General features: G+C 64.0%; 19 protein-coding genes and 1 tRNA gene. 8 read left to right on the top strand and 12 right to left on the bottom strand.

Annotated elements, in window-relative coordinates:
- Positions 1–288: a hypothetical protein gene (locus tag FAZ97_RS35330; protein WP_158759063.1), complete on the bottom strand. Its 288-nt coding sequence runs from the start codon at positions 286–288 to the stop codon at positions 1–3.
- A 233-nt stretch (positions 289–521) separates the two neighbouring features.
- Complete coding sequence (gene pbpG / locus FAZ97_RS05620; protein WP_158757565.1) at positions 522–1,706, bottom strand: D-alanyl-D-alanine endopeptidase; 1,185 nt, start codon at positions 1,704–1,706, stop codon at positions 522–524.
- A 715-nt stretch (positions 1,707–2,421) separates the two neighbouring features.
- Here pbpG and FAZ97_RS05615 point away from each other — a divergent pair.
- Positions 2,422–2,994 carry a phasin family protein gene (locus FAZ97_RS05615; RefSeq protein ID WP_158757564.1) on the top strand — a complete coding sequence of 191 codons (573 nt, stop codon included), beginning with the start codon at positions 2,422–2,424 and terminating at the stop codon, positions 2,992–2,994.
- A 240-nt stretch (positions 2,995–3,234) separates the two neighbouring features.
- On the opposite strand, the gene lpdA is transcribed toward FAZ97_RS05615, so the two are convergent.
- From lpdA to aceE, 3 genes are all read right to left on the bottom strand, one after another.
- Positions 3,235–4,992 (bottom strand): dihydrolipoyl dehydrogenase, encoded by a 1,758-nt coding sequence (gene lpdA, locus FAZ97_RS05610; protein WP_158757563.1) that lies wholly within the window; start codon positions 4,990–4,992, stop codon positions 3,235–3,237.
- A gap of 95 nt (positions 4,993–5,087) precedes the next feature.
- Complete coding sequence (gene aceF, locus FAZ97_RS05605; RefSeq protein WP_158757562.1) at positions 5,088–6,758, bottom strand: dihydrolipoyllysine-residue acetyltransferase; 1,671 nt, start codon at positions 6,756–6,758, stop codon at positions 5,088–5,090.
- Between the two features lie 78 nt (positions 6,759–6,836).
- Positions 6,837–9,533 (bottom strand): pyruvate dehydrogenase (acetyl-transferring), homodimeric type, encoded by a 2,697-nt coding sequence (gene aceE / locus FAZ97_RS05600; RefSeq protein ID WP_158757561.1) that lies wholly within the window; start codon positions 9,531–9,533, stop codon positions 6,837–6,839.
- 295 nt (positions 9,534–9,828) lie between these two features.
- Between aceE and fixL the strand changes: the two genes are divergently transcribed.
- From fixL to FAZ97_RS05580, 4 genes are all read left to right on the top strand, one after another.
- Positions 9,829–12,342, top strand: a complete 2,514-nt coding sequence (gene fixL, locus FAZ97_RS05595) for an oxygen sensor histidine kinase FixL (protein WP_158757560.1) — start codon at positions 9,829–9,831, stop codon at positions 12,340–12,342.
- Positions 12,339–12,986 (top strand): oxygen response regulator transcription factor FixJ, encoded by a 648-nt coding sequence (gene fixJ, locus FAZ97_RS05590; protein ID WP_158757559.1) that lies wholly within the window; start codon positions 12,339–12,341, stop codon positions 12,984–12,986. The genes fixL and fixJ overlap by 4 nt, the downstream gene beginning before the upstream one ends.
- Before the next feature lie 216 nt (positions 12,987–13,202).
- Positions 13,203–14,057 (top strand): bifunctional methylenetetrahydrofolate dehydrogenase/methenyltetrahydrofolate cyclohydrolase FolD, encoded by an 855-nt coding sequence (gene folD, locus FAZ97_RS05585; RefSeq protein ID WP_158757558.1) that lies wholly within the window; start codon positions 13,203–13,205, stop codon positions 14,055–14,057.
- A 250-nt stretch (positions 14,058–14,307) separates the two neighbouring features.
- Complete coding sequence (locus FAZ97_RS05580; protein ID WP_158757557.1) at positions 14,308–16,407, top strand: M3 family metallopeptidase; 2,100 nt, start codon at positions 14,308–14,310, stop codon at positions 16,405–16,407.
- An 83-nt stretch (positions 16,408–16,490) separates the two neighbouring features.
- Here the strand turns inward: FAZ97_RS05580 and FAZ97_RS05575 are convergent, their stop codons facing one another.
- Together FAZ97_RS05575 and dinB are read right to left on the bottom strand one after the other, a co-directional pair.
- Positions 16,491–17,777 carry an amidohydrolase family protein gene (locus FAZ97_RS05575; RefSeq protein ID WP_158757556.1) on the bottom strand — a complete coding sequence of 429 codons (1,287 nt, stop codon included), beginning with the start codon at positions 17,775–17,777 and terminating at the stop codon, positions 16,491–16,493.
- 113 nt (positions 17,778–17,890) lie between these two features.
- Positions 17,891–19,087, bottom strand: coding sequence for a DNA polymerase IV (gene dinB, locus FAZ97_RS05570; protein ID WP_158757555.1), 1,197 nt, complete (start codon positions 19,085–19,087; stop codon positions 17,891–17,893).
- Positions 19,088–19,228: 141 nt separating this feature from the next.
- Here dinB and FAZ97_RS05565 point away from each other — a divergent pair, with 141 nt between their 5' ends.
- Positions 19,229–19,924 carry an aspartate/glutamate racemase family protein gene (locus FAZ97_RS05565; RefSeq protein WP_158757554.1) on the top strand — a complete coding sequence of 232 codons (696 nt, stop codon included), beginning with the start codon at positions 19,229–19,231 and terminating at the stop codon, positions 19,922–19,924.
- Between the two features lie 8 nt (positions 19,925–19,932).
- Here FAZ97_RS05565 and FAZ97_RS05560 read toward each other — a convergent pair whose 3' ends face one another.
- From FAZ97_RS05560 to FAZ97_RS05550, 3 genes are all read right to left on the bottom strand, one after another.
- Complete coding sequence (locus FAZ97_RS05560; RefSeq protein ID WP_158757553.1) at positions 19,933–20,190, bottom strand: hypothetical protein; 258 nt, start codon at positions 20,188–20,190, stop codon at positions 19,933–19,935.
- A gap of 358 nt (positions 20,191–20,548) precedes the next feature.
- A tRNA-Met gene (locus FAZ97_RS05555) sits at positions 20,549–20,625 on the bottom strand.
- A 142-nt stretch (positions 20,626–20,767) separates the two neighbouring features.
- Positions 20,768–21,307 (bottom strand): PadR family transcriptional regulator, encoded by a 540-nt coding sequence (locus FAZ97_RS05550; RefSeq protein ID WP_158757552.1) that lies wholly within the window; start codon positions 21,305–21,307, stop codon positions 20,768–20,770.
- A gap of 200 nt (positions 21,308–21,507) precedes the next feature.
- On the opposite strand from FAZ97_RS05550, the gene FAZ97_RS05545 reads away from it, so the two are divergent.
- On the top strand, positions 21,508–22,497 hold the full coding sequence (locus FAZ97_RS05545; RefSeq protein ID WP_158757551.1) for an NAD(P)H-dependent flavin oxidoreductase: 990 nt from the start codon (positions 21,508–21,510) through the stop codon (positions 22,495–22,497).
- A 63-nt stretch (positions 22,498–22,560) separates the two neighbouring features.
- Here FAZ97_RS05545 and FAZ97_RS05540 read toward each other — a convergent pair whose 3' ends face one another.
- On the bottom strand, positions 22,561–23,181 hold the full coding sequence (locus tag FAZ97_RS05540) for a 2-hydroxychromene-2-carboxylate isomerase (protein ID WP_158757550.1): 621 nt from the start codon (positions 23,179–23,181) through the stop codon (positions 22,561–22,563).
- A gap of 354 nt (positions 23,182–23,535) precedes the next feature.
- On the opposite strand from FAZ97_RS05540, the gene xth reads away from it, so the two are divergent.
- Complete coding sequence (gene xth, locus FAZ97_RS05535) at positions 23,536–24,321, top strand: exodeoxyribonuclease III (protein ID WP_158757549.1); 786 nt, start codon at positions 23,536–23,538, stop codon at positions 24,319–24,321.
- A gap of 9 nt (positions 24,322–24,330) precedes the next feature.
- On the opposite strand, the gene FAZ97_RS05530 is transcribed toward xth, so the two are convergent.
- A complete protein-coding gene (locus FAZ97_RS05530; RefSeq protein WP_158757548.1) occupies positions 24,331–26,424 on the bottom strand; it encodes a prolyl oligopeptidase family serine peptidase in 2,094 nt (697 codons plus the stop codon).
- Positions 26,425–26,479: the final 55 nt, after the last annotated feature.

Genomic DNA, 26,479 nt, shown 5'->3' with positions numbered 1-26,479 from the left:
TTACTCCGGCGCAACGGCCGCCGCACACGCAGCTGCCGCGTTGATACGATGGGTCGTGCAGTTCTCGACCACGCGTTTGAGCACATAGGCGTGATTGCCCGCGTTACGCGGCGTACTCCAGATGCTCGTGATGCAGGATTCCCCGCAACGGCAAGCGGCGTCGTTGTATGGGCAGTACATGCGACCCCATGCGTGCCCATGGCCTTTACCTGGCTGAACTAACCAGCCTTGTTTCTCAGCGTAAGCAAGCACGGCTTCGATCTCTTTCTTTGGGTGCGATCGTCTCATCGACAAACTCAGTGTACGCATCGACAGATTGGTTGTCAATTGACAACCATCAGCCCCAGTATCACCGCGCGCCGAGGTCAGGCGGGATTGGGCGCAGGTATTCACCAGGCAATGGTGCCGACGAAACAAACGACGAGACAGTCTGCCGATCGTCATAGGACGAACAGCGCGCCGGAAAGCAAAACGCCCCGCAATTGCGGGGCGTTTGTCGGATAAACCGGAAACGGTGGGATTCAGGTGCCAGGGCCGCCTGCGTCGGCGCTCGTAATGCGCGGCTGCTGGTCGGCGCCGCCATTGTCGAGCCACGTGCGCACGCGCGTTGCATCCGCGAAGCGCGAGTACTTGCCGCTCGAATCGAGCAGGACCATGATCACCGGACGATTGTGAATCGTCGTTTGCATGACGAGGCACTCACCCGCTTCGTTGATGAAACCCGTCTTCTGCAAGCCGATGTCCCACGACGCATTGCGCACCAACGCATTCGTGCTGTTGTAGGCGAGATTGCGCTTGCCCGTGAACACGTCGTAGCTGCGGTCGGTCGAGAACTGGCGAATCATCGGGTACTGGTAGGCCGCGTTCACCATCTTCACGAGGTCACGCGCGGTCGAAACGTTGTGGCTCGTGAGCCCCGTGGAATTCTCGAAGTGCGTATCGGTCATGCCGAGTTGCTTCGCCTTCGCGTTCATCGCCGCGATGAACGCCGGACGGCCGCCCGGGTAATAGCGCGAAAGCGCCGCCGCCGCGCGGTTTTCCGACGCCATCAACGCGATGTGCAGCATGTCTTCGCGCGAGAGCACCGAGCCCACCGAAAGACGCGAGCCCGTGTTCTTCTCGTAGTCACGATCTTCGTCCGTGACTTCGATTTGCTCCGAGAGCGACTCCTTCGAATCGAGCACGACCATTGCCGTCATGAGCTTCGAGATCGACGCGATCGGCACGACGGCGTGCGAGTTCTTGTCGAATAGCGGCTCGAGCGAGTTCTGGTCGACCACGTACGCGACGCCCGAGCGCAGCATCAGCGAGTCGGGTGTTTCGTGCAGACCGAACGCCTGACCGACGGTCGGCTGGCGCGGTTCGAACGCGACGCGACGCACCGCCGAATGATGGCGGCCGTTCATCGTATAGGTGACGCGGCGCTTTTTCACCACCGGACGCGCATCGTCGTCTTTCGCGGCGACGGTACGGGTTGCGCCCGCCTTTTTAGTAGCCTTTGCCGATTCCGGCTCAGCCTTCGCAACCTTCTTGGTGGCCTTTTTCGCCTTGGCCGTTTTGGCCGGTGCAGCGTCTTGCGACGCAGCAAAGGCGCCCTCAGGCGCCACGAGCGTCGCACTGATCGCAACGGAAACAGCAACCGACAACGCGGTGCTGAGAACCGACGACGGCATCAGTGAGAACGACAGGAGCTTGTCGGATTTCATTGGTGTTCTTGATGGAGCGGCGGGATCGTTCGCCAAGTGTAGTAAAACCACGAAAAATTCGCAAATTGAAGCACTTATAGGCGCTCATTAAACCGAAGTATGACCTCCGATTGAGCTGGCCAATGTACTTCCCGCATTCGATGGAGTCAGACAATTGCCAAGCCGCTCCTCTCGCCACGACGCCGCATGCTGTCAACGTTTGCGGCGCACGCACAGTGCGCTTGCTGCGTTAACGGCGTTCGTCGTACGGAACTTGAACTGAGGAAAATACGGGTGAGATTGTCTGACCGCCAGTGCCGCCGTGCCGCGCGACGCGCGTTCGACCGCAATGGATCATTAACGTTCCATGTAGGAATTTGGTGTACGCACCCAGGACAAATCCCATAGGCGCGTTCCTATGATCCATGCCGCATCTTGCCAGAAGCCGCGCTTCTGCGCTTGCCGCACCCTGCGCGCCGCCCCAGCCAACTCGGCGCGAGCCCCGCATGCTGGGGCGTCGGCGCGATTGTCGCAGTGGCACCATGCGCGAGGCATAAGTGACTGTTTAATAATAAATTATCGACATTGTGCGACGCACCAAAAAGCCTTGACTTTCTTCCGGAGCGTCCTAAAATCGAGTCAATGTTGCGACGCACAAAGCGAGCGACAGAGCACCAGCGCCGTGCCACTTACTTCAGGCGACCCACGAAGGCCGCCGACATACAGGAGCGTAAACATGAGTCTGCTGACCCCTGAGCAATTCGCCGCTGCCCAGAAAGCCAACCTCGAAACCCTGTTCGGCCTCACCGGCAAGGCATTCGAAGGCGTGGAAAAGCTCGTCGAATTGAACCTTCAGGCCGTCCGCTCGAATCTGGCGGAATCGCAGGAACACGCCCAGCGCGCACTGTCGGTGAAGGACGCGCAGGAATTCCTGGCCCTGCAAACGAGCTATGCCCAGCCGCTGACCGAAAAGCTGCTGTCGTATGGCCGTCATGTGTATGAAATCGCCTCGGCCACCCAGGCTGAGTTTGCGAAGGTCGCCGAAGCCCACTACGAAGAGCAGAACCGCAAGGTTCAATCGCTCGTCGACAACGTCGCGAAGAACGCACCGGCTGGCTCGGAAACCGCCGTCGCCGTGATCAAGTCGGCCATCAACGCCGCGAACACGACCTACGAAACGGTTCACAAGGCGACGAAGCAAGCCGTGGAAATGGCGGAAAGCAACTTCAACGCCGCCACTGCTGCTGCCAGCAAGGCTGCTGCCCAGGCCTCGCGCTCGGCCGCCGCTTCGGCCAAGAAGCCGGTCTGAACGTTGTAGATCGAACCGGTGCGCGCGCAGAAGCCGCGGCGCACCGGGCGCCGGACCTGAACGCTCCGGCATGCCGCCCGGCATGTCACTTGCCCGGTCGCCGACCGGGAATCTTTTTTACGCTCCGGCGCCTCTCGTAGCACCCCCGCAGCACCGAGCGTGACCCCAAAATGCAAACGGCGCACTCCTCACGGAGTGCCGTTTCTTCATGCGCGCCGCGACGAGCGGCGCGGCACGCACTTACTTCTTCTTCTGCGGAGGCAGGTCGGTACAAACGCCTTCGTACAACTCGGCTGCCATGCCGATCGACTCGCCCAGCGTCGGGTGCGGGTGGATCGTCTTGCCGATGTCGGTCGCATCCGCGCCCATTTCCACGGCAAGGCACACTTCGCTGATGAGGTCGCCAGCGTTCAGGCCGACGATACCGCCGCCGATCACGCGATGCGTCTCTTCGTCGAAGATCAGCTTGGTAAAGCCCTCGTCGCGGCCATTGGCGATCGCGCGGCCCGAAGCGGCCCACGGGAACACTGCCTTACCGTACTTGATGCCTTCGGCCTTGCACTGGTCTTCGGTCTTGCCGGCCCAAGCCACTTCCGGATCCGTGTAGGCCACCGACGGAATCTGCAGCGCGTCGAAGTACGCCTTCTCGCCGTGCGCCGCTTCCGCCGCCACGTGACCTTCATGCACGGCCTTGTGTGCAAGCATCGGCTGGCCGACCACGTCGCCGATCGCGAAAATGTGCGGCACGTTGGTACGCATCTGCTTGTCGACTTCGATGAAGCCGCGATCCGTCACCGCCACGCCTGCCTTGTCCGCGCCGATCTTCCTGCCGTTGGGCGAGCGGCCCACGGCGACCAGCACGAGGTCGTAGCGCTGCGGTTCGGCCGGCGCTTTCTCGCCCTCGAACGAGACGTAGATACCATCGTCCTTCGCCTCGGCCTTCGTGGTCTTGGTCTTGAGCATGACGTTCGCGAAGCGCTTCGCGTTGTACTTCTCCCAGACCTTCACGAGATCGCGGTCCGCGCCGGCCATCAGGCCGTCGAGCATTTCCACGACGTCGATCTGCGCGCCAAGCGTCGCGTAGACGGTGGCCATTTCCAGACCGATGATGCCGCCGCCGATCACGAGCATCTTCTGCGGAATCTGACGCAGCTCCAGCGCGCCGGTCGAGTCGACCACACGCGGATCTTCCGGCATGAACGGCAGCTTCACGGCTTGCGAGCCCGCAGCGATGATCGCCTGCTTGAACTTGACGATCTTCTTGCCGTTCTCGCCCGCCACTTCCATGTGGTTCGGATCGAGGAATGCGCCCGCGCCGGTCACGACTTCGACCTTGCGCGCCTTCGCCATGCCGGCGAGACCGCCCGTGAGCTTCTTGACGACGCCCGACTTGAAGTCGCGCAGCTTGTCCAGATCGATCTGCGGCTTGCCGAAGGTGATGCCGTGCGAACCGAGCGCTTCGGCTTCGTCGATCACGAGCGCGGTGTGCAGCAGCGCCTTCGACGGAATGCAGCCCACGTTCAGGCAAACGCCGCCAAGCGTCGAATAACGCTCGACCAGCACGGTCTTCATGCCGAGGTCGGCGGAGCGGAACGCCGCCGAATAGCCGCCGGGACCGGCACCGAGCACGAGCATGTCGCATTCGACATCGGCGCTGCCGCTGAAGCTACCGGCTTGCGGCGCGGGCGCGGGCGCCGCCGCCTTCGGCGCTTCGGCTGCCTTCGGCGCTTCGGCCTTCGGTGCAGGCGCGGCCGCGCTTTCAACGGCTTCGACCAGCGCGATCACCGTGCCTTGCGAAGCCTTGTCGCCGGCCTTGAGCTTCACTTCCTTGACGGTGCCCGCAACGTCGCTGGGCACTTCCATCGTGGCCTTGTCCGACTCGAGCGAGAGCAGCGTCTGCTCCTTCTCGATGACGTCGCCCGCCTTGATGTTGACTTCGATGACGTCGATGTCCTTGAAGTCGCCGATATCCGGCACTTTCACTTCGACGAGACTCATGGTGTCCCCTACCCCTAAAGGATGACCGGCCGCGCCAACCGCCACGCACACGTTATGAACGTGCGGCGCGGCGGCGCGAGCCGGTCAGATCGGTTTTACAGAATCACGCGGCGGAAATCGCCGAGGATCGAAGCGAGGTACGCGTTGAAGCGCGCGGCAGCCGCACCGTCGATCACGCGGTGATCGTACGAAAGCGACAGCGGCAGCGTGAGACGCGGCACGAACTGCTTGCCGTCCCACACCGGCTTCATCGCGCTCTTCGACAGGCCGAGGATCGCCACTTCCGGTGCGTTGATGATCGGCGTGAAATGCGTGCCGCCGATGCCGCCGAGCGACGAGATCGAGAAGCAGCCGCCTTGCATCTGGTCCGGCTTGAGCTTGCCTTCGCGCGCGAGCTTCGAGAGCTCAGCCATTTCCTTCGCGATGTCGACGAGACCCTTCTTGTCCGCGTCGCGGATCACCGGAACGACGAGGCCGTTGGGCGTGTCGGCGGCAAAACCGATGTGGTAGTACTGCTTGAAGACGAGGTTGTCGCCGTCGAGGCTCGCGTTGAACGCCGGGAACTTCTTGAGCGCGGCGACGCAGGCCTTGATGACGAACGCGAGCATCGTGAACTTCACGCCCGCCTTCTCGTTTTCCTTGTTCAGTTGCACGCGCAGCGCTTCGAGGTCGGTGATGTCCGCTTCGTCGTTGTTCGTGACGTGCGGGATCATGACCCAGTTGCGGTGCAGGTTCGCGCCCGAGATCTTCTTGATGCGCGAGAGCGGTTGCGTGTCGATCGGGCCGAACTTCGTGAAGTCGACCTTCGGCCACGGCAGCAGGTTCAGGCCCGCGCCGCCGCCCGCCGGAGCGGCAGCCGCCGCCGGCGCCGCCAGCGCGCCCGTCATCACGCCCTTCACGAACGCGGTGACGTCGTCCTGCGTGATGCGGCCCTTGGGACCCGTGCCGCTGACACGGCCAACGTCCACGCCCAGGTCGCGCGCGAACTTGCGCACGGAAGGCGAAGCGTGGCTCGGACGGCGCGCGCCGCCTTCGCCTGCCGGAATGATCGGCGCCTGCGCGAGTGCCGAAGGCGCGGCGGGCGCGGCCTTGGCCGGAGCGGCTTGCGGCGAGTCGGACGGCTGTTCGACCGGCGCCTTCTGCGCGGGTGCGGCGGCAGGAGCCGCGGCGCCTTCCGCTTCCACGATGACGATCTCGGTGCCTTCCGACACGTTATCGCCGACCTTGACCTTGATTTCCTTGACGACGCCGGCCACCGGGCTCGGCACGTCCATCGTGGCCTTGTCCGACTCGAGCGTAACGAGCGACTGCTCCTTCTCGACGCGATCGCCAACCTTCACGCCGATCTCGATGACGGGCACGTCCTTGTAGTCGCCGATATCGGGGACCTTGACGCTTTGCGCACCACCGCTCGCGGCAGCAGCGGGTGCAGCGGCCGGAGCCGGGGCAGCGGCGGGCGCCGGTGCAGCAGCAGCAGCCGGTGCCGGTGCCTGGGCAGGCGCGGCAGCGGGAGCCGCGGCGGCGCCCGCGCCGTCGAGGACCAGCACGAGCGAGCCTTCCGACACGTTGTCGCCGACCTTGACCTTCACTTCCTTGACCGTGCCCGACGCCGGGCTCGGCACATCCATGGTCGCCTTGTCCGACTCGAGCGTGACGAGGGACTGCTCTTTTTCGACGGTATCGCCCGCCTTCACCAGCACCTCGATTACAGGAATGTCCTTGTAATCGCCGATGTCCGGCACCTTGACTTCGATCGCTTGACTCATTGTTAGTGTCTCCGGGGCCGCATACAACACGCCTCCCCGCTTCGGGGAGGCGCACATGCCATGCACAGGGGTGATGGGTTAGACGGTCATCGGGTTGGGTTTGGACGGATCGAGGTTGTACTTGGCGATCGCCTCGCCAACCACCTTGCGCTCGATCTTGCCTTCGTCAGCCAGCGCGTTGAGCGCCGCAACCGTCGTCCAGTAACGATCGACTTCGAAGAAGTGACGCAGCTTTTCGCGCGTGTCCGAGCGGCCGAAGCCGTCGGTGCCGAGCACCACAAACTTGCGCGGCACGAGACCGCGGATCTGGTCGACCAGCGCACGCACGTAGTCGGTCGAAGCGATGATCGGACCTTGCGTGTCCTTGAGCAGCTTCTCGACGTGCGATTCGCGGCGCGGCTCGCTCGGGTGCAGCAGGTTCCAGCGCTCGACTTCGTGACCTTCGCGGGCGAGTTCGGTGAAGCTCGGCACGCTCCAGAGGTCGGCTTCGACGCCCCAGTCGTTCTTCAGCAGGTCGGCCGCGGCGATCACTTCGTTGAAGATCGTGCCCGCGCCCATGAGCTGCACGCGCGGCGCCTTGGCGTTCGCGTCGGCCTTGCGGAACGAATACATGCCCTTGATGATGTCGGCCGCCACGTGTTCACCCTGCGGAATTGCCGGGTGCTCGTAGTTCTCGTTCATCACGGTGATGTAATAGAACACGTCTTCCTGGTTCTGCACCATGCGGCGCAGGCCGTCCTGCATGATGACCGCGAGTTCATAGCCGAACGTCGGGTCGTAGTTCACGCAGTTCGGCACCGAAGCGGCCCACAGGAGCGAGTGGCCGTCTTCGTGCTGCAGGCCTTCGCCGTTGAGCGTCGTGCGGCCGGCCGTGCCGCCCAGCAGGAAGCCGCGCGAACGCATGTCGCCCGCGGCCCACACCAGGTCGCCGATACGCTGGAGGCCGAACATCGAGTAGAAGATGTAGAACGGGATCATGATCTCGCCGTGCGTCGAGTACGACGTCGCGGCCGCGATCCAGTCACACATGCCGCCGGCTTCGTTGATGCCTTCCTGCAGGATCTGACCGGTTTCCGATTCCCGGTAGAACATCAGCTGGTCGGAATCTTCCGGCACGTACTTCTGGCCCTGCTGATTCCAGATACCGATCTGGCGGAACAGACCTTCCATACCGAAGGTACGCGACTCGTCCGGCACGATCGGCACGACGCGCTTGCCGAGCGCCTTGTCCTTCAAGAGGATGTTCAGGATCCGCACGAACGCCATCGTCGTGGAGATCTCGCGGCCTTCGCCCGTGCCCTTGAGCAGCGGCTCGAACGCGTCGAGCGCCGGCACCGGCAGCGACTCGGCCTTCTGGCGGCGAGCCGGCAGGTAACCGCCGAGATCCATGCGCTTCTGGCGCATGTATTCGAGTTCCTTCGAACCTTCCTCGAACGTGAGGTACGGCACGTCGACGATCTGCTCGTCCGTGATCGGCAGGCGGAACTGGTCGCGGAACTTCTTGAGCTGATCCACCTGCATCTTCTTCTGCTGGTGGGTGATGTTCATGGCCTGGCCGGCTTCGCCCATGCCATAGCCCTTGATCGTCTTCGCGAGGATGAGGGTCGGCTGACCCTTCGCGTGCTGCGCTTGATGGAACGCCGCGTAGATCTTGTGCGGGTCGTGGCCGCCGCGGTTCAGGTTCCAGATGTCGTCGTCGGACCAGTCGGCGACGAGCGCCTTCAGTTCAGGCGTGTTGAAGAAGTGTTCGCGCACATACGCGCCCGACTCCGACTTGTACGTCTGGTATTCGCCGTCGACGACTTCCATCATGCGGCGCATGAGCGCGCCCGACTTGTCGCGTGCGAAGAGGGCATCCCAACGGCTGCCCCAGATGACCTTGATGACGTTCCAGCCGGCACCGCGGAACTCGCTTTCGAGCTCCTGGATGATCTTGCCGTTGCCGCGCACCGGGCCGTCCAGACGCTGCAGGTTGCAGTTGATGACGAACACGAGGTTATCCAGGTGCTCGCGGCCGGCCATGCCGATCGCGCCGAGCGATTCCGGTTCGTCCGTTTCGCCGTCGCCGAGGAAGGCCCAGACCTTGCGGCCATCGGTCTTGGCAATGCCGCGCGCCTGCAGGTACTTCATGAAGCGCGCCTGGTAGATCGCCATGATCGGGCCGAGGCCCATCGAGACGGTCGGGAACTGCCAGAAGTCCGGCATCAGCCACGGGTGCGGGTACGACGAGATGCCCTGACCGCCCACTTCCTGGCGGAAGTTGTCGAGCTGGTTCTCGCTCAGGCGGCCCAGCAGGAACGCGCGCGAGTAGACGCCCGGCGACGAGTGGCCCTGCACGAACACGAGGTCGCCGCCATGCTCGGCAGAGGGCGCGTGCCAGAAGTGGTTGTAGCCGACGTCATAGAGCGTGGCCGCCGATGCGAACGAAGCGATGTGGCCGCCCACGTTCGTGTGCTTGCCCGCACGCAACACCATGGCCATGGCGTTCCAGCGCGTATACGAGCGAATGCGGTGTTCGATGTCCTGGTCGCCCGGGTTCTGCACCTGGTTGGCGACGGGGATCGTGTTGATGTACGGCGTGTTCGCCGAGAACGGCAGATGCTCGCCGTGCACGCGGGCGAATTCAATCTGCTTTTCGATCAGGTAGTGGGCGCGATCAGGACCGACAGTCGAAATGACGCCATCCAGCGCTTCGAGCCATTCGGCGGTTTCCTGGGGATCCTCGTCCTTGTCGGCGGCAACGTACTTGAGGACTTCGTCGGGTACAGCGGACATGCTCGTCTCCTGGATGTAGGGGAACGCTGTTGATCGGACCATGCGGGCGGCGACGCTTAAGACGTGACCGGGCCAACCGCAGCAGCTTCGGGGCGATTGTAATGACCCCCCTGGCCATCGCGCAACAAAATTTTCGAATTGCGAGATGCAATTTTATAATGTGAAAAATTGCTGCAGCGCACGCTTAATCGTTCGTGCCCCTGTGCCGATAACGGCCAGTTTGCACCCGTTTATCGGCGATTTACGGCTTTTTTCGCGGCATTTCCGTGTCTTACGCTGAGCTACAATCCTTGCCATGTTGACCGAACGGCTTTTCGCACGCTCGGCGCGGCCGCCCGGAACGCCCGGCGAGTCGTCGCCATCTCGCTGGCACCACGGACCCTGGTGGTCGAATTCCTATTTGCTGACGCCGCTCCTGTCGATCCTCGTGTTTTTGATCGTCATGAGCCTGATCTTGTGGAGCCTGAACCGCCGCGAGCAACAGCAGCAGGAAGACACGCTCTACCGCAACGTGGCGTGGGCCCAGCAGCAGATCCGGCTTTCCATGACTGGCGCGCAGGAGCAGCTGCAGGCGCTGGCTCGCGACCTGGCCGCGGGCCATAGCGATCCGCAGTATTTCCAGACGTCCACCACGGACATCATGCAGGGCCATCCCGAGATCCTCTATCTCAACTGGTACACGAGTCAGGAGGAGCCGCGCTGGCCCAACACGGCGATGCCGGTATTCGGCCAGCGCCTCGCGAAGCCGAACGACGCGCAAATGGACGAGGCCGTGAAGGCCGCGTTCGCCGAGGCGCGCGCCACGCGCCGCCAGGTGTATTCGCCGCTTATTTACGACGACGTCGGTAACGGCTACATCACGCTGCAAACGCCGGTATACCGCGATCGGGAATTTCTTGGTTCGATCGCGGCCGTGTTCTCGGTCGAAGGCATCCTGAAGCACGACATCCCGCCCGAGCTGTCGGCCAAGTACAAGATCTCGATTCTCGACGCGAACAACCGCGAGCTCGCCACCACCTCGACGCGTCCGCGCCTGCCGCGCGACGTGTACTACGACCTGCCGCTCGATCCGCCGGGCCAGGGCGTTTCGGTACGCGTGTACTCGTACCCGCAGATGACCAACTTCACGAACAACACGCTCGTGTGGCTGGTCGCCGGTCTGTCGTGTTTCGTGCTGTGGAGTCTCTGGAGTCTCTGGAAGCACACGCGCCAGCGCTTCGAGGCGCAGCAGGCGCTCTACGCGGAAGCATTCTTCCGCCGCGCCATGGAAAATTCGGTGCTGATCGGCATGCGTGTGCTCGACATGCATGGGCGCATCACGCACGTGAACCCGGCGTTCTGCCGCATGACCGGCTGGGACGAGAGCGACCTCGTGGGCAAGAACGCACCGTTCCCCTACTGGCCACGCGACGCCTACCCCGAAATGCAGCGCCAGCTCGACATGACGCTGCGCGGCAAGGCGCCCTCCTCGGGCTTCGAATTGCGCGTGCGCCGCAAGGACGGCTCGCAATTCCACGCGCGCCTTTATGTCTCGCCGCTCATCGACAGCTCGGGCCGCCAGACCGGCTGGATGTCGTCGATGACCGACATCACCGAGCCCAAGCGCGCGCGCGAAGAACTCGCCGCCGCGCACGAGCGCTTCACCACGGTGCTGGAAAGCCTCGACGCCGCCGTCTCGGTGCTCGCCGCCGACGAAGCCGAACTGTTGTTTGCGAACCGCTACTACCGCCACTTGTTCGGCATCCGTCCGGACGGCCACCTGGAACTCGCGGGCGGCGGCGGCTTCGATTCGGCCAGCGCCTCCTCGGACTCGATCGACATGGTCGACGCCTTCGCCGGCCTGCCCGCCACCGCGCTCACCGAGAGCACCGCGGACGCTCAGGAGGTGTACGTCGAGAGCATCCAGAAGTGGTTCGAAGTGCGCCGCCAGTACATCCAGTGGGTGGACGGCCATCTCGCGCAGATGCAGATCGCGACCGACATCACCACGCGCAAGCAGGCGCAGGAACTCGCCCGCCAGCAGGACGAAAAGCTCCAGTTCACGAGCCGCCTGATGACGATGGGCGAAATGGCCTCGTCGCTCGCGCACGAACTGAACCAGCCGCTCGCCGCGATCAACAACTATGCTTCGGGCACGGTGGCGCTCGTGAAGTCGGGCCGCGGCGCGCCCGAGAACCTGTTGCCCGCGCTCGAGAAAACGGCGCAGCAGGCCGTGCGCGCCGGCATGATCATCAAGCGCATCCGCGAATTCGTGAAGCGCTCCGAACCGAAGCGCCAGGCCGCGCGCGTAGCCGACATCGTCGCCGACGCGGTGGGTCTCGCCGAAATCGAGGCGCGCAAGCGCCGCATCCGCATCGTGACCGACATGCGTTCGCGCATGCCCGTGATCTACGTCGATCCGGTGCTGATCGAACAGGTGCTCGTCAATCTGCTGAAGAACGCAGCAGAAGCCATGGCTGAAGCGCGCCCGAATGCGATCGACCCGGTGATCCGCGTGATCGTGAAGCGCGAAGGCGGCAACGTGTGCATCAGCGTCGTCGATCAGGGCCCGGGCGTGGACGAAGCCACGGCCGAGCGCCTTTTCGAACCCTTTTACAGCACCAAGTCGGACGGCATGGGCATGGGCCTGAACATCTGCCGTTCCATCATTGAATCGCACCGCGGGCGTCTCTGGGTGGTCAACAACGTCGAATCCGACGGCCACATCAGCGGCGCAACGTTCCATTGCAGTCTGCCCATCGGCGAATCGGACACCCCCTCGCGGAACACCGACGAACCGACTCCACAAACCGTTACGGGAGAGCCATGAACAGCCCAGTCACCACCCAGGAAACCGTCTTTGTTGTCGATGACGACGAGGCCGTACGAGACTCCCTGCGATGGCTCCTCGAAGCGAACGGCTACCGCGTTCAGTGTTTCAATAGCGCGGAGGAGTTCCTCGAGGCCTACCAGCCGGCGCAACAGGCCGGCCAGATCGCCTGCCTGATTCTCGACGTGCGTATGTCGGGCATGAGCGGCCTCGAACTGCAGGAACGTCTGATCGCAGAAAACGCCGCGCTGCCGACCATCTTCGTGACCGGCCACGGCGACGTGCCGATGGCCGTCTCGACCATGAAGAAGGGCGCGATGGACTTCATCGAGAAACCCTTCGACGAAGCCGAACTGCGCAAGCTCGTGGAGCGCATGCTCGACAAGGCGCGCAACGAAAGCACGAATGTGCAGCAACAGCGCGCGGCCGCCGAGCGCCTCGGCAAGCTCACGGCGCGCGAGCACCAGGTGCTCGAGCGCATCATCGCGGGGCGCCTGAACAAGCAGATCGCCGACGACCTCGGCATCAGCATCAAGACGGTGGAGGCGCACCGCGCCAACATCATGGAGAAGCTCAACGTCAACACGGTCGCCGACCTGCTGCGTCTCGCGCTCTCCAACAAGCCGCAACAGGCGCAGCAGTAAGCGCGTCTTTCCCGGGCTGCATGCGCGCGCGCCACGGTGCGTGCATGCAGCCCGCGGTGTCTCGCCGCGACCCGCTTCCCTCGCCCATCGTCCGTTCCGGCCGGAGCCTGCCGGTCGCGCGGGTATAATGTCGGCCTTTGAATGGCGCCCGCCCCACGCGCGCCAGCGCTCGCGCCCACACGAGCCCGCATTGCCCACTCTCGACCCCGACCGACCATGACTGCCACCCTCATCGACGGCAACGCCCTCTCAAAGAAACTGCGCGCCGACGTCGCCACGCGCGCCGCCGCCCTCACCGCCCGCGGCCATCAGCCAGGACTCGCCGTCGTGCTGGTCGGCGACAACCCGGCGAGCGAAGTCTATGTGCGCAACAAGATCAAGGCCTGCGAAGACAACGGCCTCTACTCGTCGTACGACCGCTATCCCGAGTCGCTTTCCGAAGCCGACCTGCTCAAGCGCATCGACGAACTGAACCGCGACCCGAAGATCAACGGCATTCTCGTGCAGTTGCCGCTGCCGAAGCACATCGACAGCCACAAGGTCATCGAGGCGATCGCACCCGAGAAGGACGTGGACGGCTTTCACGTCGCCAACGCGGGCGCGCTCATGACCGGCCAGCCGCTCTTTCGCCCGTGCACGCCCTATGGCGTAATGAAGATGTTCGAGGAATACAAGATCCCGCTCGAAGGCGCGAACGCCGTGGTGATCGGCCGCTCGAACATCGTCGGCAAGCCGATGGCGCTGCTGCTGCTCGAAAAGGGCGCGACGGTCACGATCTGCCACAGCAAGACGCGCGACCTCGCGAAGCACACGCGCGACGCCGATATCGTGGTCGCCGCGGTCGGCAAGCGCAACGTGCTGACCGCCGACATGATCAAGCCCGGCGCGACGGTGATCGACGTGGGCATGAACCGCGACGACAACGGCAAGCTCTGCGGCGACGTCGATTTCGCGGGCCTGAAGGACGTGGCCGGCTTCATCACGCCGGTGCCGGGCGGCGTCGGCCCGATGACGATCACCATGCTGCTCGTGAATACGATCGAAGCGGCGGAGCGCGCGGCAGCAGCGTAAGCACCGCGCGAGCACGCGTCACGGCATGACCTCCCCGAAGCGGCCCGACAAGGGCCGCTTTCTTTTTGCGGCGCCGACCGCGCGCACCACGCGGGCAGGGATTTCGCCGCCGTTGCGCCACATCTGTTAATTTGCTCGGATAACCCGGTTGGAAAGCGCACTTGGCGCCCCAATAACCAAAGTATCGGGCACGCGCGCGCATGCCGCGCCCCGGTCCCCTAACCCGCGACAGACAGGAACAGGAAGCATCATGGCTACTACCCCCTCCGACAATCCGCTCCTCGATTTCACCGGCCTGCCGCGCTTTGGCGAAATCCGCCCCGAACACGTGACGCCCGCGCTGGACGTCCTGCTCGCGAACGCAAAGGCCGCAGTCGAGCGCGCCGCGCAACCCATGACGCCCTCGCAATGGAGCGACGTGGTCGAGCCGGTCGAGCGCGTCAGCGAGCCGCTTTCGCGCGCATGGGGCGTGGTCGGTCACCTGAATGCCGTCGCCGACACACCCGAGCTGCGTGCCGCCCACGGCGAGAATCTGCCGCGCGTGACCGAATTCTGGTCGAGCGTCGGCCAGAATCTCGAACTCTTCAAGAAGTACAAGGCCATCACGAATCACAACTCGTTCGAGCTGCTCTCGGGCGAGCGCAAGAAGATCCTCGACAACTCGCTGCGCGACTTCCGCCTCTCGGGCGCGGAGCTGCCCGAAGACCAGAAGCCGCGTTTCGCCGAACTGCAGGAGCGCCAGGCCGCGCTCGCCAAAGCGTTCTCCGACCACGTGCTCGACGCGACCAATGGCTACGCGTTCTACGCAACGAGCGAAGCTGAACTCGTTGGCCTGCCCGAGGACGTGATCGCCGCCGCGCGCGAAGCCGCCGAGCGCGAGAACAAGGAAGGCTGGAAGTTCACGCTGCACTTCCCCTCGTATTTCCCGGTGCTGCAATACTCGGAAAACCGCGCGATGCGAGAGACGATGTACCGCGCCTACGTCACGCGCGCATCGGAACTCGGCCCTGTCTACGGCGGCGGCAAGGCCGAATGGGACAACACGGCGATCATCGAAGAGCAACTGAAGGTACGCGCCGAAGAGGCGAAGATGCTCGGCTACAACAACTTCGCCGAAGTCTCGCTCACACCGAAGATGGCGGAAACGCCGGCTCAGGTGATGAGCTTCCTCGAAGACCTCGCCACGCGCGCACGCCCGCACGCCGAAAAAGACTGGGAAGAACTGCGCGAATTTGCCGCGAGCGAACTGGGCCTCGCGCAGATCGAACCGTGGGACATGGCGTTCGCCGCCGAGCGCCTGCGCCAGAAGCGCTACTCGTTCTCGGAGAACGAGGTGAAGCAGTACTTCCCGGAAGACTTCGTGCTGCAAGGCCTGTTCAAGGTCACGGAAACGCTGTTCGGCGTGCGCATCCGCGACGACAGCGCGCCCGTGTGGAACGACGATGTACGCTTCTTCCGCGTGGAAAACGCGGACGGCACGCTCGTCGCGCAGTTCTATCTCGACCTCTACGCGCGTGAACGCAAGCGTGGCGGCGCATGGATGGACGACGCGCGCTCGCGCCGCAAGCTCGAAGGCAACGGCGTGCAAACGCCCGTCGCGTATCTCACGTGCAACTTCTCGGCCCCGGTGGGCGGCCGCCCCGCGTGCTTCACGCACGACGAAGTCATCACGCTCTTCCACGAGTTCGGCCACGGCCTGCACCACATGCTCACGCGTGTGGACGAACTGGGCGTCTCGGGCATCAACGGCGTGGAATGGGACGCCGTTGAACTGCCCTCGCAGTTCATGGAGAACTTCTGCTGGGAATGGGACGTGGTGCGCGAGATGAGTTCGCACGTCGAAACCGCCAAGCCGCTGCCGCGCGAACTCTTCGACAAGATGCTCGCCGCGAAGAACTTCCAGAGCGGTCTCGGCACGCTGCGCCAGATCGTGTTCTCGATGTTCGACATGGCGCTGCACGTCGACTTCGACGCTTCGAAGGGCAAGAGCGCGAACGACCTGGCGCGCGAGATCAACGAGCGCTATCACGTGATTCCCCAGGCTTCATTCTCGCGTTGGCCGAACACGTTCAGCCACATCTTCGCGGGCGGCTACGCAGCCGGCTACTACAGCTACAAGTGGGCCGAGGTGCTTTCCGCCGACGCCTACGCGGCCTTCGAGGAAGCCGCGCAAGCCGCGAAGTCGAGCGTGCTCGACGAAGCGACCGGCACGCGCTACCGCAAGGAAATTCTCGAAGTGGGCGGCAGCCGCCCGGCGATGGAGTCGTTCAAGGCCTTCCGCGGCCGCGAGCCGAACATCGACGCACTGCTGCGTCACAACGGCATGGAGCAGCCGCCGGCACAGTCATGACCCCATGACTCGCTCGTAAGCGATCCGAATTCAAACCGCGCGTGGGTGTGCTGCCCATGCGCGGTTTTTTATTGCCTCGCGTTTTATCGATGCAACTTGAAATCGACGCTCTCCGGCCGCCCTTCGAGCGAGAGCGCCGCACGTTGCGCGGGTTGCCGGCTCACCACCCTGCCCCGGCTCACAACCGCGAGCCGCGCCGCGCGCAGCCGGATCGCCTCGATGGGATCGCACGCGTCGAGCACCACGAGGTTCGCCGCGCAACCGGGCGCCACACCATAACCTTCGAGGCCGAGGATCGCCGCGGCATTCACGGTCACCGCGTCGAAGCAGGCACGCGAGGCGTCGGTGCCTGTCATCTGCGCGACGTGCAGTCCCATGTGCGCGACTTCGAGCATATCGCCCGAGCCGAAGCTGTACCACGGGTCCATCACGCAATCGTGGCCGAACGCAACCGTCACGCCCGCCGCCATGAGTTCGGGCACGCGCGTCATGCCGCGGCGCTTCGGGTAGGTATCGGAGCGCCCTTGCAGCGTGATGTTGATGAGCGGATTCGCAATCGCGGCGACGCCGGATTCGCGCATGAGCGGAATCAGCTTGCTCACGTAGTAGTTGTCCATCGAATGCATCGACGTGAGATGCGAGCCGGCCACACGCCCGTGCATGCCGAGGCGATGCGTGTGCGCCGCGAGCGTTTCGATGTGGCGCGAAAGCGGGTCGTCGGATTCGTCGCAATGCATGTCCACGCGCAGGCCCTTTTCGGCAGCGAACTCGCAGAGCAGGCGCACCGATTCGGCACCGTCCGCCATCGTGCGTTCGAAGTGGGGAATGCCGCCCACCACGTCCACACCCATCGCGATCGCGCGCTTGAGATTGTCGAATGCGCCGGGGCTGCGCAAGACGCCATCCTGCGGAAACGCCACGAGATGCAGATCGAGATACGGCGCGACCCGGCGCTTCACTTCGAGCAGCGCTTCGACCGCAAGCAGCCGCGCGTCGCACACGTCGACGTGCGAGCGGATCGCAAGCAGCCCGCGCGCAACGGCCCAGTCGCAATACTGAAGCGCGCGCTCGACGAGCGCCTCCTGCGTCAGATGCGGCTTGAGCTCGCCCCACAGCGCAATGCCCTCCAGCAGCGTGCCCGACGCGTTCACGCGCGGCAGGCCGTACGAGAGCGTGGCGTCCATGTGGAAATGCGCGTCGACGAACGGCGCACTCACGAGCGCGCCCTCGGCATCGATCTCCTCGCGCGCCGTCGTCGCAAGATGCGGTTCCACAGCGGTGATGCGCCCCGCCTCGATGCCGATATCCATCGTGGGATACCCGGCAGGATGCGCATGCGCGAGCACCGCGCGGCGAATGATCAGGTCCATCTGCGGCTCCTTGTTCTGGCGTGGTGGCGTGGCGCTATCGTTCTGGACTGAGTCGATTCTATCGGCGCCAGAATAGCGCCGCCAGCGGCGCGGCACGCGTCCACGCCAAGGCGTCACACCTGCACGATCTGGCCATCGTCTTCCGCTGGATCGTCGTCGAAGAGCGCGAACTGACCGCGCGAGCCCGGGTTCTCCTCTTCGAGCCGCACACCCACGCCGAGCAGGCGCACCGCCAGCTTGCGCCGCGTGAGCCCCCTTTCGAGCATCAGGAGCATGGTGCGCAGGTCGGCGGCATCGGCCACGCATTCGACCGTCGTACGCTGGAAGTTCGCGAAGCGGATCTTCACGAAGAGCTTGCGTATTGCGTGCGCGCAGCCCGCGCGCTCGATGCGCGCGTCGAGTTGCACCGCAAGACGCCTGAGTTCCTCGCCACACGCTTCGAGCGTGAGCAGATCGTTCACGTAGGTCGTCTCGACGCTCACCGACTTGCGCTCCTGATCGGCGCGCACGCGACGCTCGTCCATGCCACGCGCGAATTCGTAGAGCCGCTTGCCGAACACGCCGAAATGCCGATGCAGATCGAACAGCGACCACGTACGCAGTTGCGCGCAGGTGGTGAGCCCGAGGCTTTCGAGCTTCGTCGCCGTGACCTTGCCTACGCCGTGAATCTTGCGCACAGGCAGCGCAGCGACTAAGGCATCGACTTCATGCGGACGCACGACAAAGAGGCCATCGGGCTTGTTCCAGTCCGAGGCGATCTTGGCGATGAACTTGTTCGGCGCCACACCGGCCGATACCGTCACGCCCACGGTTTCGCGCACGCGCGCGCGAATTTCCTCGGCGATCAGCGTGGCGCTGCCCTTGTGACGCGTGGCGCGCGACACGTCGAGATAGGCTTCGTCGAGCGAGAGCGGTTCGACATCGGGCGTGTAGTCGCGATAGATCGCCATGATCTGGCGCGAGGCGATGCGGTACTTCTCCATCGCCGCAGGCAGGATCAACAGGTCGGGACACTTGCGCATGGCGAGCGCCGACGACATCGCCGAATGAATGCCGAAGCGCCGCGCCTCGTAGTTGCAGGTGGCGATTACGCCGCGCTGGTCCGGCCGACCGCCGACCGCGAGCGGACGCCCGCGCAACGAGGGGTCGTCGCGCATTTCGACCGACGCGTAGAAGCAGTCGCAATCGCAAGGGATGATCTTGCGAGCGGCGGCGGCAAGTGCGGCGGCGGATGGTCCCGCATCGGGCGGAGCCAGCCGCGCGAGGTCAGTAGAAGGCGCGTTCACGGTCTCGATACTGTACAAAAACACAGTACTATTTTCAAGACAAGTGTCCGTGCCCTTTATCTGCTGCCGTACCGCTTCGGATCGGCCATAGCGTCTCTGGACTGCTGACTGCGCGGGCCTATACTCGTGCGGACTGAACCGTGCACGAGAGCGAGGAACGTATCGATGAAAACAATCGGCGTGATTGGGGGGATGAGTTGGGAATCGTCGGCCGAGTATTACCGGCTGCTGAACCGGCACGCGAAGGCGCGTCTGGGCGGTCATCACAACGCGCGCAGTCTGATGGTGACGGTGGACTTTGCGCAGGTCGAAGCGCTCCAGCGCGCGGGTGACTGGGACGCACTAGGCGTACAGATGGCCGAGGCCGCGCAGCAGCTCGAACGCGGTGGCGCCGACATCGTGCTGCTCGCGACGAACACGATGCATCGCGTGCGCGCGGCGATCGAGGCGACGATCTCGATCCCCTTTCTGCATATCGCGGACCCGACTGGCCAGGCGCTGCGCGCCGCGGGCTTCACGCGAGCGGGTCTGCTCGGCACCCGCTATACGATGGAACAGGACTTCTACGTGGGGCGATTGCGCGAGGCGCACGGCATCGAAGCGATCGTGCCGAACGAAGGCGATCGTGCAGATGTCCACCGCATCATCTACGACGAGTTGTGCCACGGCAAAGTGGATGCTCAATCGCGCGGCGTGTATCAGCGCGTGATCGAAGACCTCGCCGCGCGCGGCGCCCAGGCCGTCATTCTCGGTTGCACGGAAATCACGCTGCTGATCGGGCAGAAGGATTCGGCACTGCTGGTGTTCGACACCACGGCACTGCACGCGCAGGCCGCGGTGGATTGGGCGATTGAAGGCTAGACGAACGCTTAGCGATGGCGCTCGTTGTAAACGGCCGCCTCGCGCAGTTCGTCCTTGGCCTGCTGCAGCAGTTGCAAGGCGCGCTCTGCGTGGCCGCCAAACTGGTCGTGATGATCCTTGCGCGCAGCCTCGATATGCGAGCCGCTCTGATCGATCAGCTGTTGCGCAGCTTCGAGATTCGGGTACTGGGACGGCGCGGCAAATGCGGTTGCGACGCAGCACAGTGCAAGACCTGCCGATGCGGCAATGAGGGAAAAACGCTTCATGTGTTTGCTCCGGAAAATAGCGGGATGCGCTCGCATCCCAAGACGTTAGCCAGCAACGACGACCGTGCCGACATGGCAACGGCAGCCGTGCCGAACTAACGTCTATGGATTCCGGTTGTTGACGCGCCTGGCAATTCTTGACGTTGCCGCTAATTACTAGATTAGCTGGAGGCGATGCAACGTTTGTGGGGCTTCAGGAGTGCATGAATATTGGATAAGGCCACCACGATGCGATGCGCAGTGACGATGGATGGGTGCTGAATCGACCCGACACGCTTGAAAAGACAGACGCAGAAAACAAAAAACCCGCTAGAAGCGGGTTCATTGACTGGCACAGGGCCTTGCTGCTTAAGACGTTTGGTTGCGGGGGTAGGATTTGAACCTACGACCTTCGGGTTATGAGCCCGACGAGCTGCCAGACTGCTCCACCCCGCGTCCGTCAGAGAAAAGAAGTATAAGGCACCAAGATCATTTCGTCAAACATCTTTTTCACGCGACTGAAACATCACGCGTTCGGGCACCGTCAAGCAGCCAATCTGCGACACGAGCATTACTTCGGATTCCCAGGCAAATTTCACTACGCCTGCGCAGACTCCACCAGCGGCTGCACCTCTTGCGCCCAGGCAAGCCACATCTCCTGCGTATGAATGCCCGCCTTGAGGATCGCATACTGCAACTGCTGCCCGCGCGTGAGCGAGGCTGCGCTGAAATCGCGTTGCTCGATCTCCTGATAAGTCGCGAGCCGCGCGCGATTTTCTGCGATGAGCCTCGCGAGTTCCGCGGCGAGGCCGAGTGGCCCGATCACGGCATCGGCGCGCAGCTTGAGCAGGAACACATTGCGAGAGTCGAGGTCGAGCGCTGTCTCGCGCACCCAACGCGCCACCTCATCGCGCCCCACCGGCAACACGCAGTACACCTTCTTGCGCGACGCCGCGGCCGACTCGTCCTCGATGACCGACACCCACCCCGCCTCGACCATGCGGCCCAGTTCGCGATAGATCTGCTGATGCGTGGCGTGCCAGAAGTAGCCGATCGCGCGATCGAAGCGGCGCGCGAGATCGTAGCCCGACGAGGGCTTTTCCAGCAAGGCGATGAGGATGGCGTGCGGCGTCGACATGCGGCGATTCTAAACCACGCCTCATCTGACACTGAATCTGTTGCGGATCGAATTCTTCCACTATGCAACTGGTTGCATAGTTTCGACGGCTTTGCTATGTTTAAGCCTGCCAGCCGGCTCCTACGCCGGCGCAACGAGTGACGCAACAAATCACGCGACGGCAGCCTCACCCGGCCGCCGCCCCAGTCAAGGAGATATGGATGTCCCTGCCCGCCGTGCTGCGCCGCGGCCTGTCGATTCCGGTCGTCGGCTCGCCGCTCTTCATCATTTCGAATCCCGATCTCGTGATCGCCCAGTGCAAGGCGGGCGTCGTCGGCTCGTTCCCCGCGCTCAACGCGCGGCCCGAGCACGTGCTCGGCGAATGGCTGGACCGCATTACCACCGAACTCGCCGAGTACAACGCGAAGCACCCGGACGCGCCGGCTGCGCCCTTCGCCGTGAACCAGATCGTGCACAAGTCGAATGACCGCCTCGAGCACGACCTCGGTGTGTGTGCGCAATACAAGGTGCCGATCGTCATTACATCGCTCGGCGCGCGCGAAGAAGTCAACCATGCCATTCACGCATGGGGCGGCATCGTGCTGCACGACGTCATCAACAACACGTTCGCGAAGAAGGCGATCGAAAAAGGCGCGGACGGCCTGATCGCCGTGGCCGCCGGTGCCGGCGGCCATGCGGGCACGCTCTCGCCGTTCGCGCTGATCCACGAGATTCGCGAATGGTTCGACGGCCCCCTGCTGCTTTCGGGCGCGATCGGCAACGGCAACGCGGTTCTCGCGGCGCAAGCGGCAGGCGCGGACCTCGCCTATATCGGCTCGGCGTTCATCGCCACGCATGAAGCGAATGCCGTCGACGCCTACAAGCAGATGATCGTCGACGGCGCCGCCGGCGATATCGTCTACTCGAATCTCTTCACGGGCGTGCACGGCAACTATCTGCGCCAGAGCATCGTCGCGAGCGGCCTCGATCCTGAGGCGCTGCCGCAGTCGGATCCGTCGGCGATGAATTTCGGCTCGACGCGCGTGAAGCCGTGGAAGGACATTTGGGGCTCGGGCCAGGGCATCGGCGCGGTGAAGAGCGTCGTGCCGGCCGCCGAACTCATCGCGCGTTTGAAGCGCGAGTACGAGGCAGCGCGCGTGCGTCTGGGCGTGGTCGGCGCACCGCAAGCCGAGGAGCAAGCCGCGCTTTGACGCGCGACGCGAGGCGGGAGCGATCATGCCGCGCCCGCCTCGCTTCCTTATGATGCGCGCGCCTCAGGTGCGCGACTGCACGCGCGCGATTTCCTCTTCGACATCGCGCAACTGATCCTTGCCGAAGTACATTTCATCGCCGACGAAGAACGTTGGCGAGCCGAACGCGCCGCGCTCGAACGCCGCCTGCGTGTTCGCCAGCAGCGCGGCTTTCACATCGGCGTCCTGAATCGCCGTTTCAAACGCCGTGGCGTCGAGGCCATCCGACTCTAGCGCTGCGCGGATCACGGCAGCGTCGTCCATCTTGCGGCCCTCTTCCCACATGTGCGCGAACATGCGGTCGACATAGCGCTCGAACGTGCCATTGCGCTGCGCCGCAATCGCGCCGCGCATGATTTGCAGTGTATTCACCGGAAAGTGCGGATTGCGCCGATAAGCCGTGAGTCCATGCCGCTCGATGAAGCGCCGCATCTCGAGCATCATGAACTTCTGCTTGTTTTCGATGCCCGCGAATGCCTCGCCCGGCGAGCGATTGCCGCTCAGCTTGAAGAGGCCGCCTAACAGGACTGGCACGTATTCGAATCGCACCTGCTGGCGCGCCTCGATGCCGCCGATCACCTTGTGGCTCAGGTAAGCGTTAGGACTGCCAAAATCAAAAAGAAACTGCACCTTCACATCTGCCATTGTCTCCCTCCATGCGAACAAGGCGGCCGCCCGGTGGCCGCACGTTTCGTTTGTGGCTCGTTTCGTCGACGTCATCGCCACATCACAGCGCCACCGCCCGATTGCTGCGACACGTAGTTCAATATACTGTCACGCGCCATCCGCATCAATCGACACTTTCCTAGGTTTTCCCGGTAAGCCTTTGGCCTCGCGACCAGAGCGTCGATCTGCTGCTGTGGCAGGCGGATTGGCGACGCGGCGCCCGCCTGCCGCGCGAAGCAGGCGATAATGGCGCGTCGCGCGCGCATCGCCCAGGTGGTGCGCGCTTAACCGCCTTGCGCCGCTGGTCAGCGAGCACACCCTATCGAGCCTCACATGAAAATCGCAACGTGGAACGTCAACTCCCTCAAGGTCCGTCTGCAGCACGTGATCGACTGGCTCAACGAGAGCAAGACCGACGTGCTCTGCCTCCAGGAACTGAAGCTCACCGACGACAAATTCCCCCGCGCCGAACTCGAGGCGCACGGCTATCGCAGCTGGTTCGCGGGCCAGAAGACCTATAACGGCGTGGGCATTCTCGTGCGCGAAGGCCTCTTCGTCGACGAAGCCACGGTCGTGCGCAATATTCCTGGCTTCGACGATCCGCAGCAGCGCGTGATCGCCACGACCATCGGCGACGTGCGTGTGGTGAGCGCGTATTTCCCTAACGGCCAGGCGCCGGGCACCGAGAAGTTCGCTTATAAGCTGCAATGGCTCGACGCCATGCACGACTGGCTTGCGCAGGAGATGCAGCGCTACCCGAAGCTCGCGCTGCTCGGCGACTACAACATCGCGCCCGAAGATCGCGACGTGCACGATCCGAAGGCCTGGGAAGGCCAGAACCTCGTCTCGCCCGAAGAACGCGCGCAGTTCCGCCGGCTGATCGAACTGGGCTTCGTCGATGCGTTCCGCCAGTTCGAGCAGCCCGAAAAGCTCTTCACGTGGTGGGACTACCGTATGTTCGCGTTTCGCCGCAACGCGGGCTTGCGCATCGATCACATCCTGCTTTCGCCCGCGCTCGCGGCGCACCTCACCGCATGTGAAGTGGACAAGGTGCCGCGCAAGTGGGAACAGCCTTCGGATCACACGCCGGTCATCGCTACGCTCGATGTTGCCGGCTGAACGCCCGCCTTACCAGCTTCCCGCCAGCGTGGTCCACAGAAAGCGATAGACGAGCGCGTCATACTCCGCGCGCTCGAGCGAATCGCTGCCGGGGCCGTGACCGCCCTCGGTGTTCTCCAGATACCAGACGTTCGCGTGCCCCTGCTTCTCCATGCGCGCGACCATCTTGCGCGCGTGCGAGGGGTGCACGCGGTCGTCGCTCGTCGAAGTGGTGAACAGCGACGGCGGATACGCAACGCCGGGCTTCACATGGTGGTAAGGCGAGTAAGCGGCGAGCGCGCGCGATTCTTCGGCATCCTCAGGATCGCCATATTCGTCGATCCACGACGCGCCCGCATGCAGCAGCGGGTAACGCTGCATATCGAGCAACGGCACCTCGCACACTACGGCGCCGAACAACTCGGGGCGCTGCACCATGCACGCGCCCACGAGCAGCCCGCCGTTACTGCCGCCCTTGATGCCCAGTTGCGCCGCGCTCGAATAGCCATCGGCGATCAACTTCTCGGCCACCGCGATGAAGTCGTCGAACGAGCGCTGGCGATGCTCGCGCTGCGCCTCTACGTGCCAGGCGGTGCCATACTCGCCACCGCCGCGAATGTGCGCGATCGCCACAACACCGCCCTGCTCCAGCCAGCCGATGCCGGAACCCACGAGATATTGCGGCGTGAGCGCGATCGCGAAGCCCCCGTAGCCCGTGAGCAGGCACGGCGACGCTTTGCGTGAATCGCCTTCCAGTACGGCCTTCGGGCCGATCACGGTGAACGGTACGCTCGTGCCGTCGGCCGAGCGCGCGTGCGAGCGGATGACCGTGAGCGGCCCCGAATCGAACTGCGTGGGCCAGCGGTCGAGCAATTCCCACTGCTGAAGATCGGCTTGCGCGAGATCCGCGAGCCAGTATTCGGGCGGCAGCAGGTAATCGTCGACGTCGACGAAAACCTCGTCGTTGAGCGTGTCTTCGATAGGCGAGACATCCACCTGCGAACTCGCGCGCGTGGGAAACACGCGCGACTCCCAGCGCCACGCGCCATTCTCCTGCCGCGGCTGCCAGAGCATCGTGCGGCTCTCCACATCGTCAAGCCAGGAGACGATCAAGGCGTTGAGCGTATTGGTCCAGTCGCATGCCGACGTAACGGGCGTTGGCGTGAAGAGCGCCGTGAACGTGCGGTCGCCCGCGAGGAAAGCATCCTCGCGAATCACGAGCAACGCGCCGCCCTTGTACGTCATGCCTGCAACGGTCCAGTCGAGCCGCGGTTCGAGCAGCAGCCAGCCATGCCACGCGCCCACCGAGACGTGTGTGGGCACGTCGTACACCTGCCAGTCGCCGCGCTCATTCAGACGGTAGGTATAGGAATCGAAGAAGTCGACGCTGCGCACCACGTCGTGGCGCTTTTCGACCGGATCGTAGTCGCCCTCCACGCTGATGTCGTCGAAGTCGCCGCTGAACACCACAGGTGCGTCCGCGAGCGCCGTGCCGCGCGCCCAGCGGCGCACCTCGCGCGGGTAGCCCGAGCGCGTGAGCATCTTCTTGCCGCTTTTACCGCCCGCGTCCCATCCGAGGTACACGGTATCGCGATCGATCCACGAAATGATGTGCTTGCCTTCCTTCGCAATGGCGAAGCCATCGTCCACGAATTCGCGCTTCACGATGTCGAACTCGCGCACGATGACCGCGTCGGAGCCGCCATCGGAAAGCTGGATCAGCGCGCGGTCGCCGTCCGGGTAGAGGATGTCGATGCCAGCGCACACCCAGGGCATCCCTTCCTTCGCGCCGAGCGCGTCGAAGTCGATGAGCGTTTGCCATTGCGGCTTGTGGGCGCGCCAGTCGGCCCAAAGCGCGCGGCGCCACAGGCCCTTCGGATTGTCCTCGTCCTCCCAGAGGTCGTAGGCCCACTCCTGCCAGCGGCTCGGAATCACGGGCCGCTCGCGAGGCAGGTAGGCCTGCGCGAGGCGCTTTTCCAGCGCCTCGAAACGCGCACCGCCCTGCCACGCGGCGCGCGTGCGTGCGTTCTGCGACTCGACCCAGGCCATGACGGCGGGGTCGTCGAGCGATTGGAGCGAAAGGAAGGGGTCGGCCTCGGCGGGCCAGGGGGAAGTCACGGGCATGATCGGTCGTCGACAGGAAAACAGCGTCGATTATGCCCTGTGTGCGCGCCGGCGC

Origin of the sequence: Paraburkholderia acidiphila, from assembly GCF_009789655.1 — a bacterium.
Taxonomy (GTDB): Bacteria; Pseudomonadota; Gammaproteobacteria; order Burkholderiales; family Burkholderiaceae; genus Paraburkholderia; species Paraburkholderia acidiphila.
The sequence above is the reverse complement of the archived record's forward strand: the minus strand, read 5'-3'. Positions and strand labels throughout refer to the sequence as shown.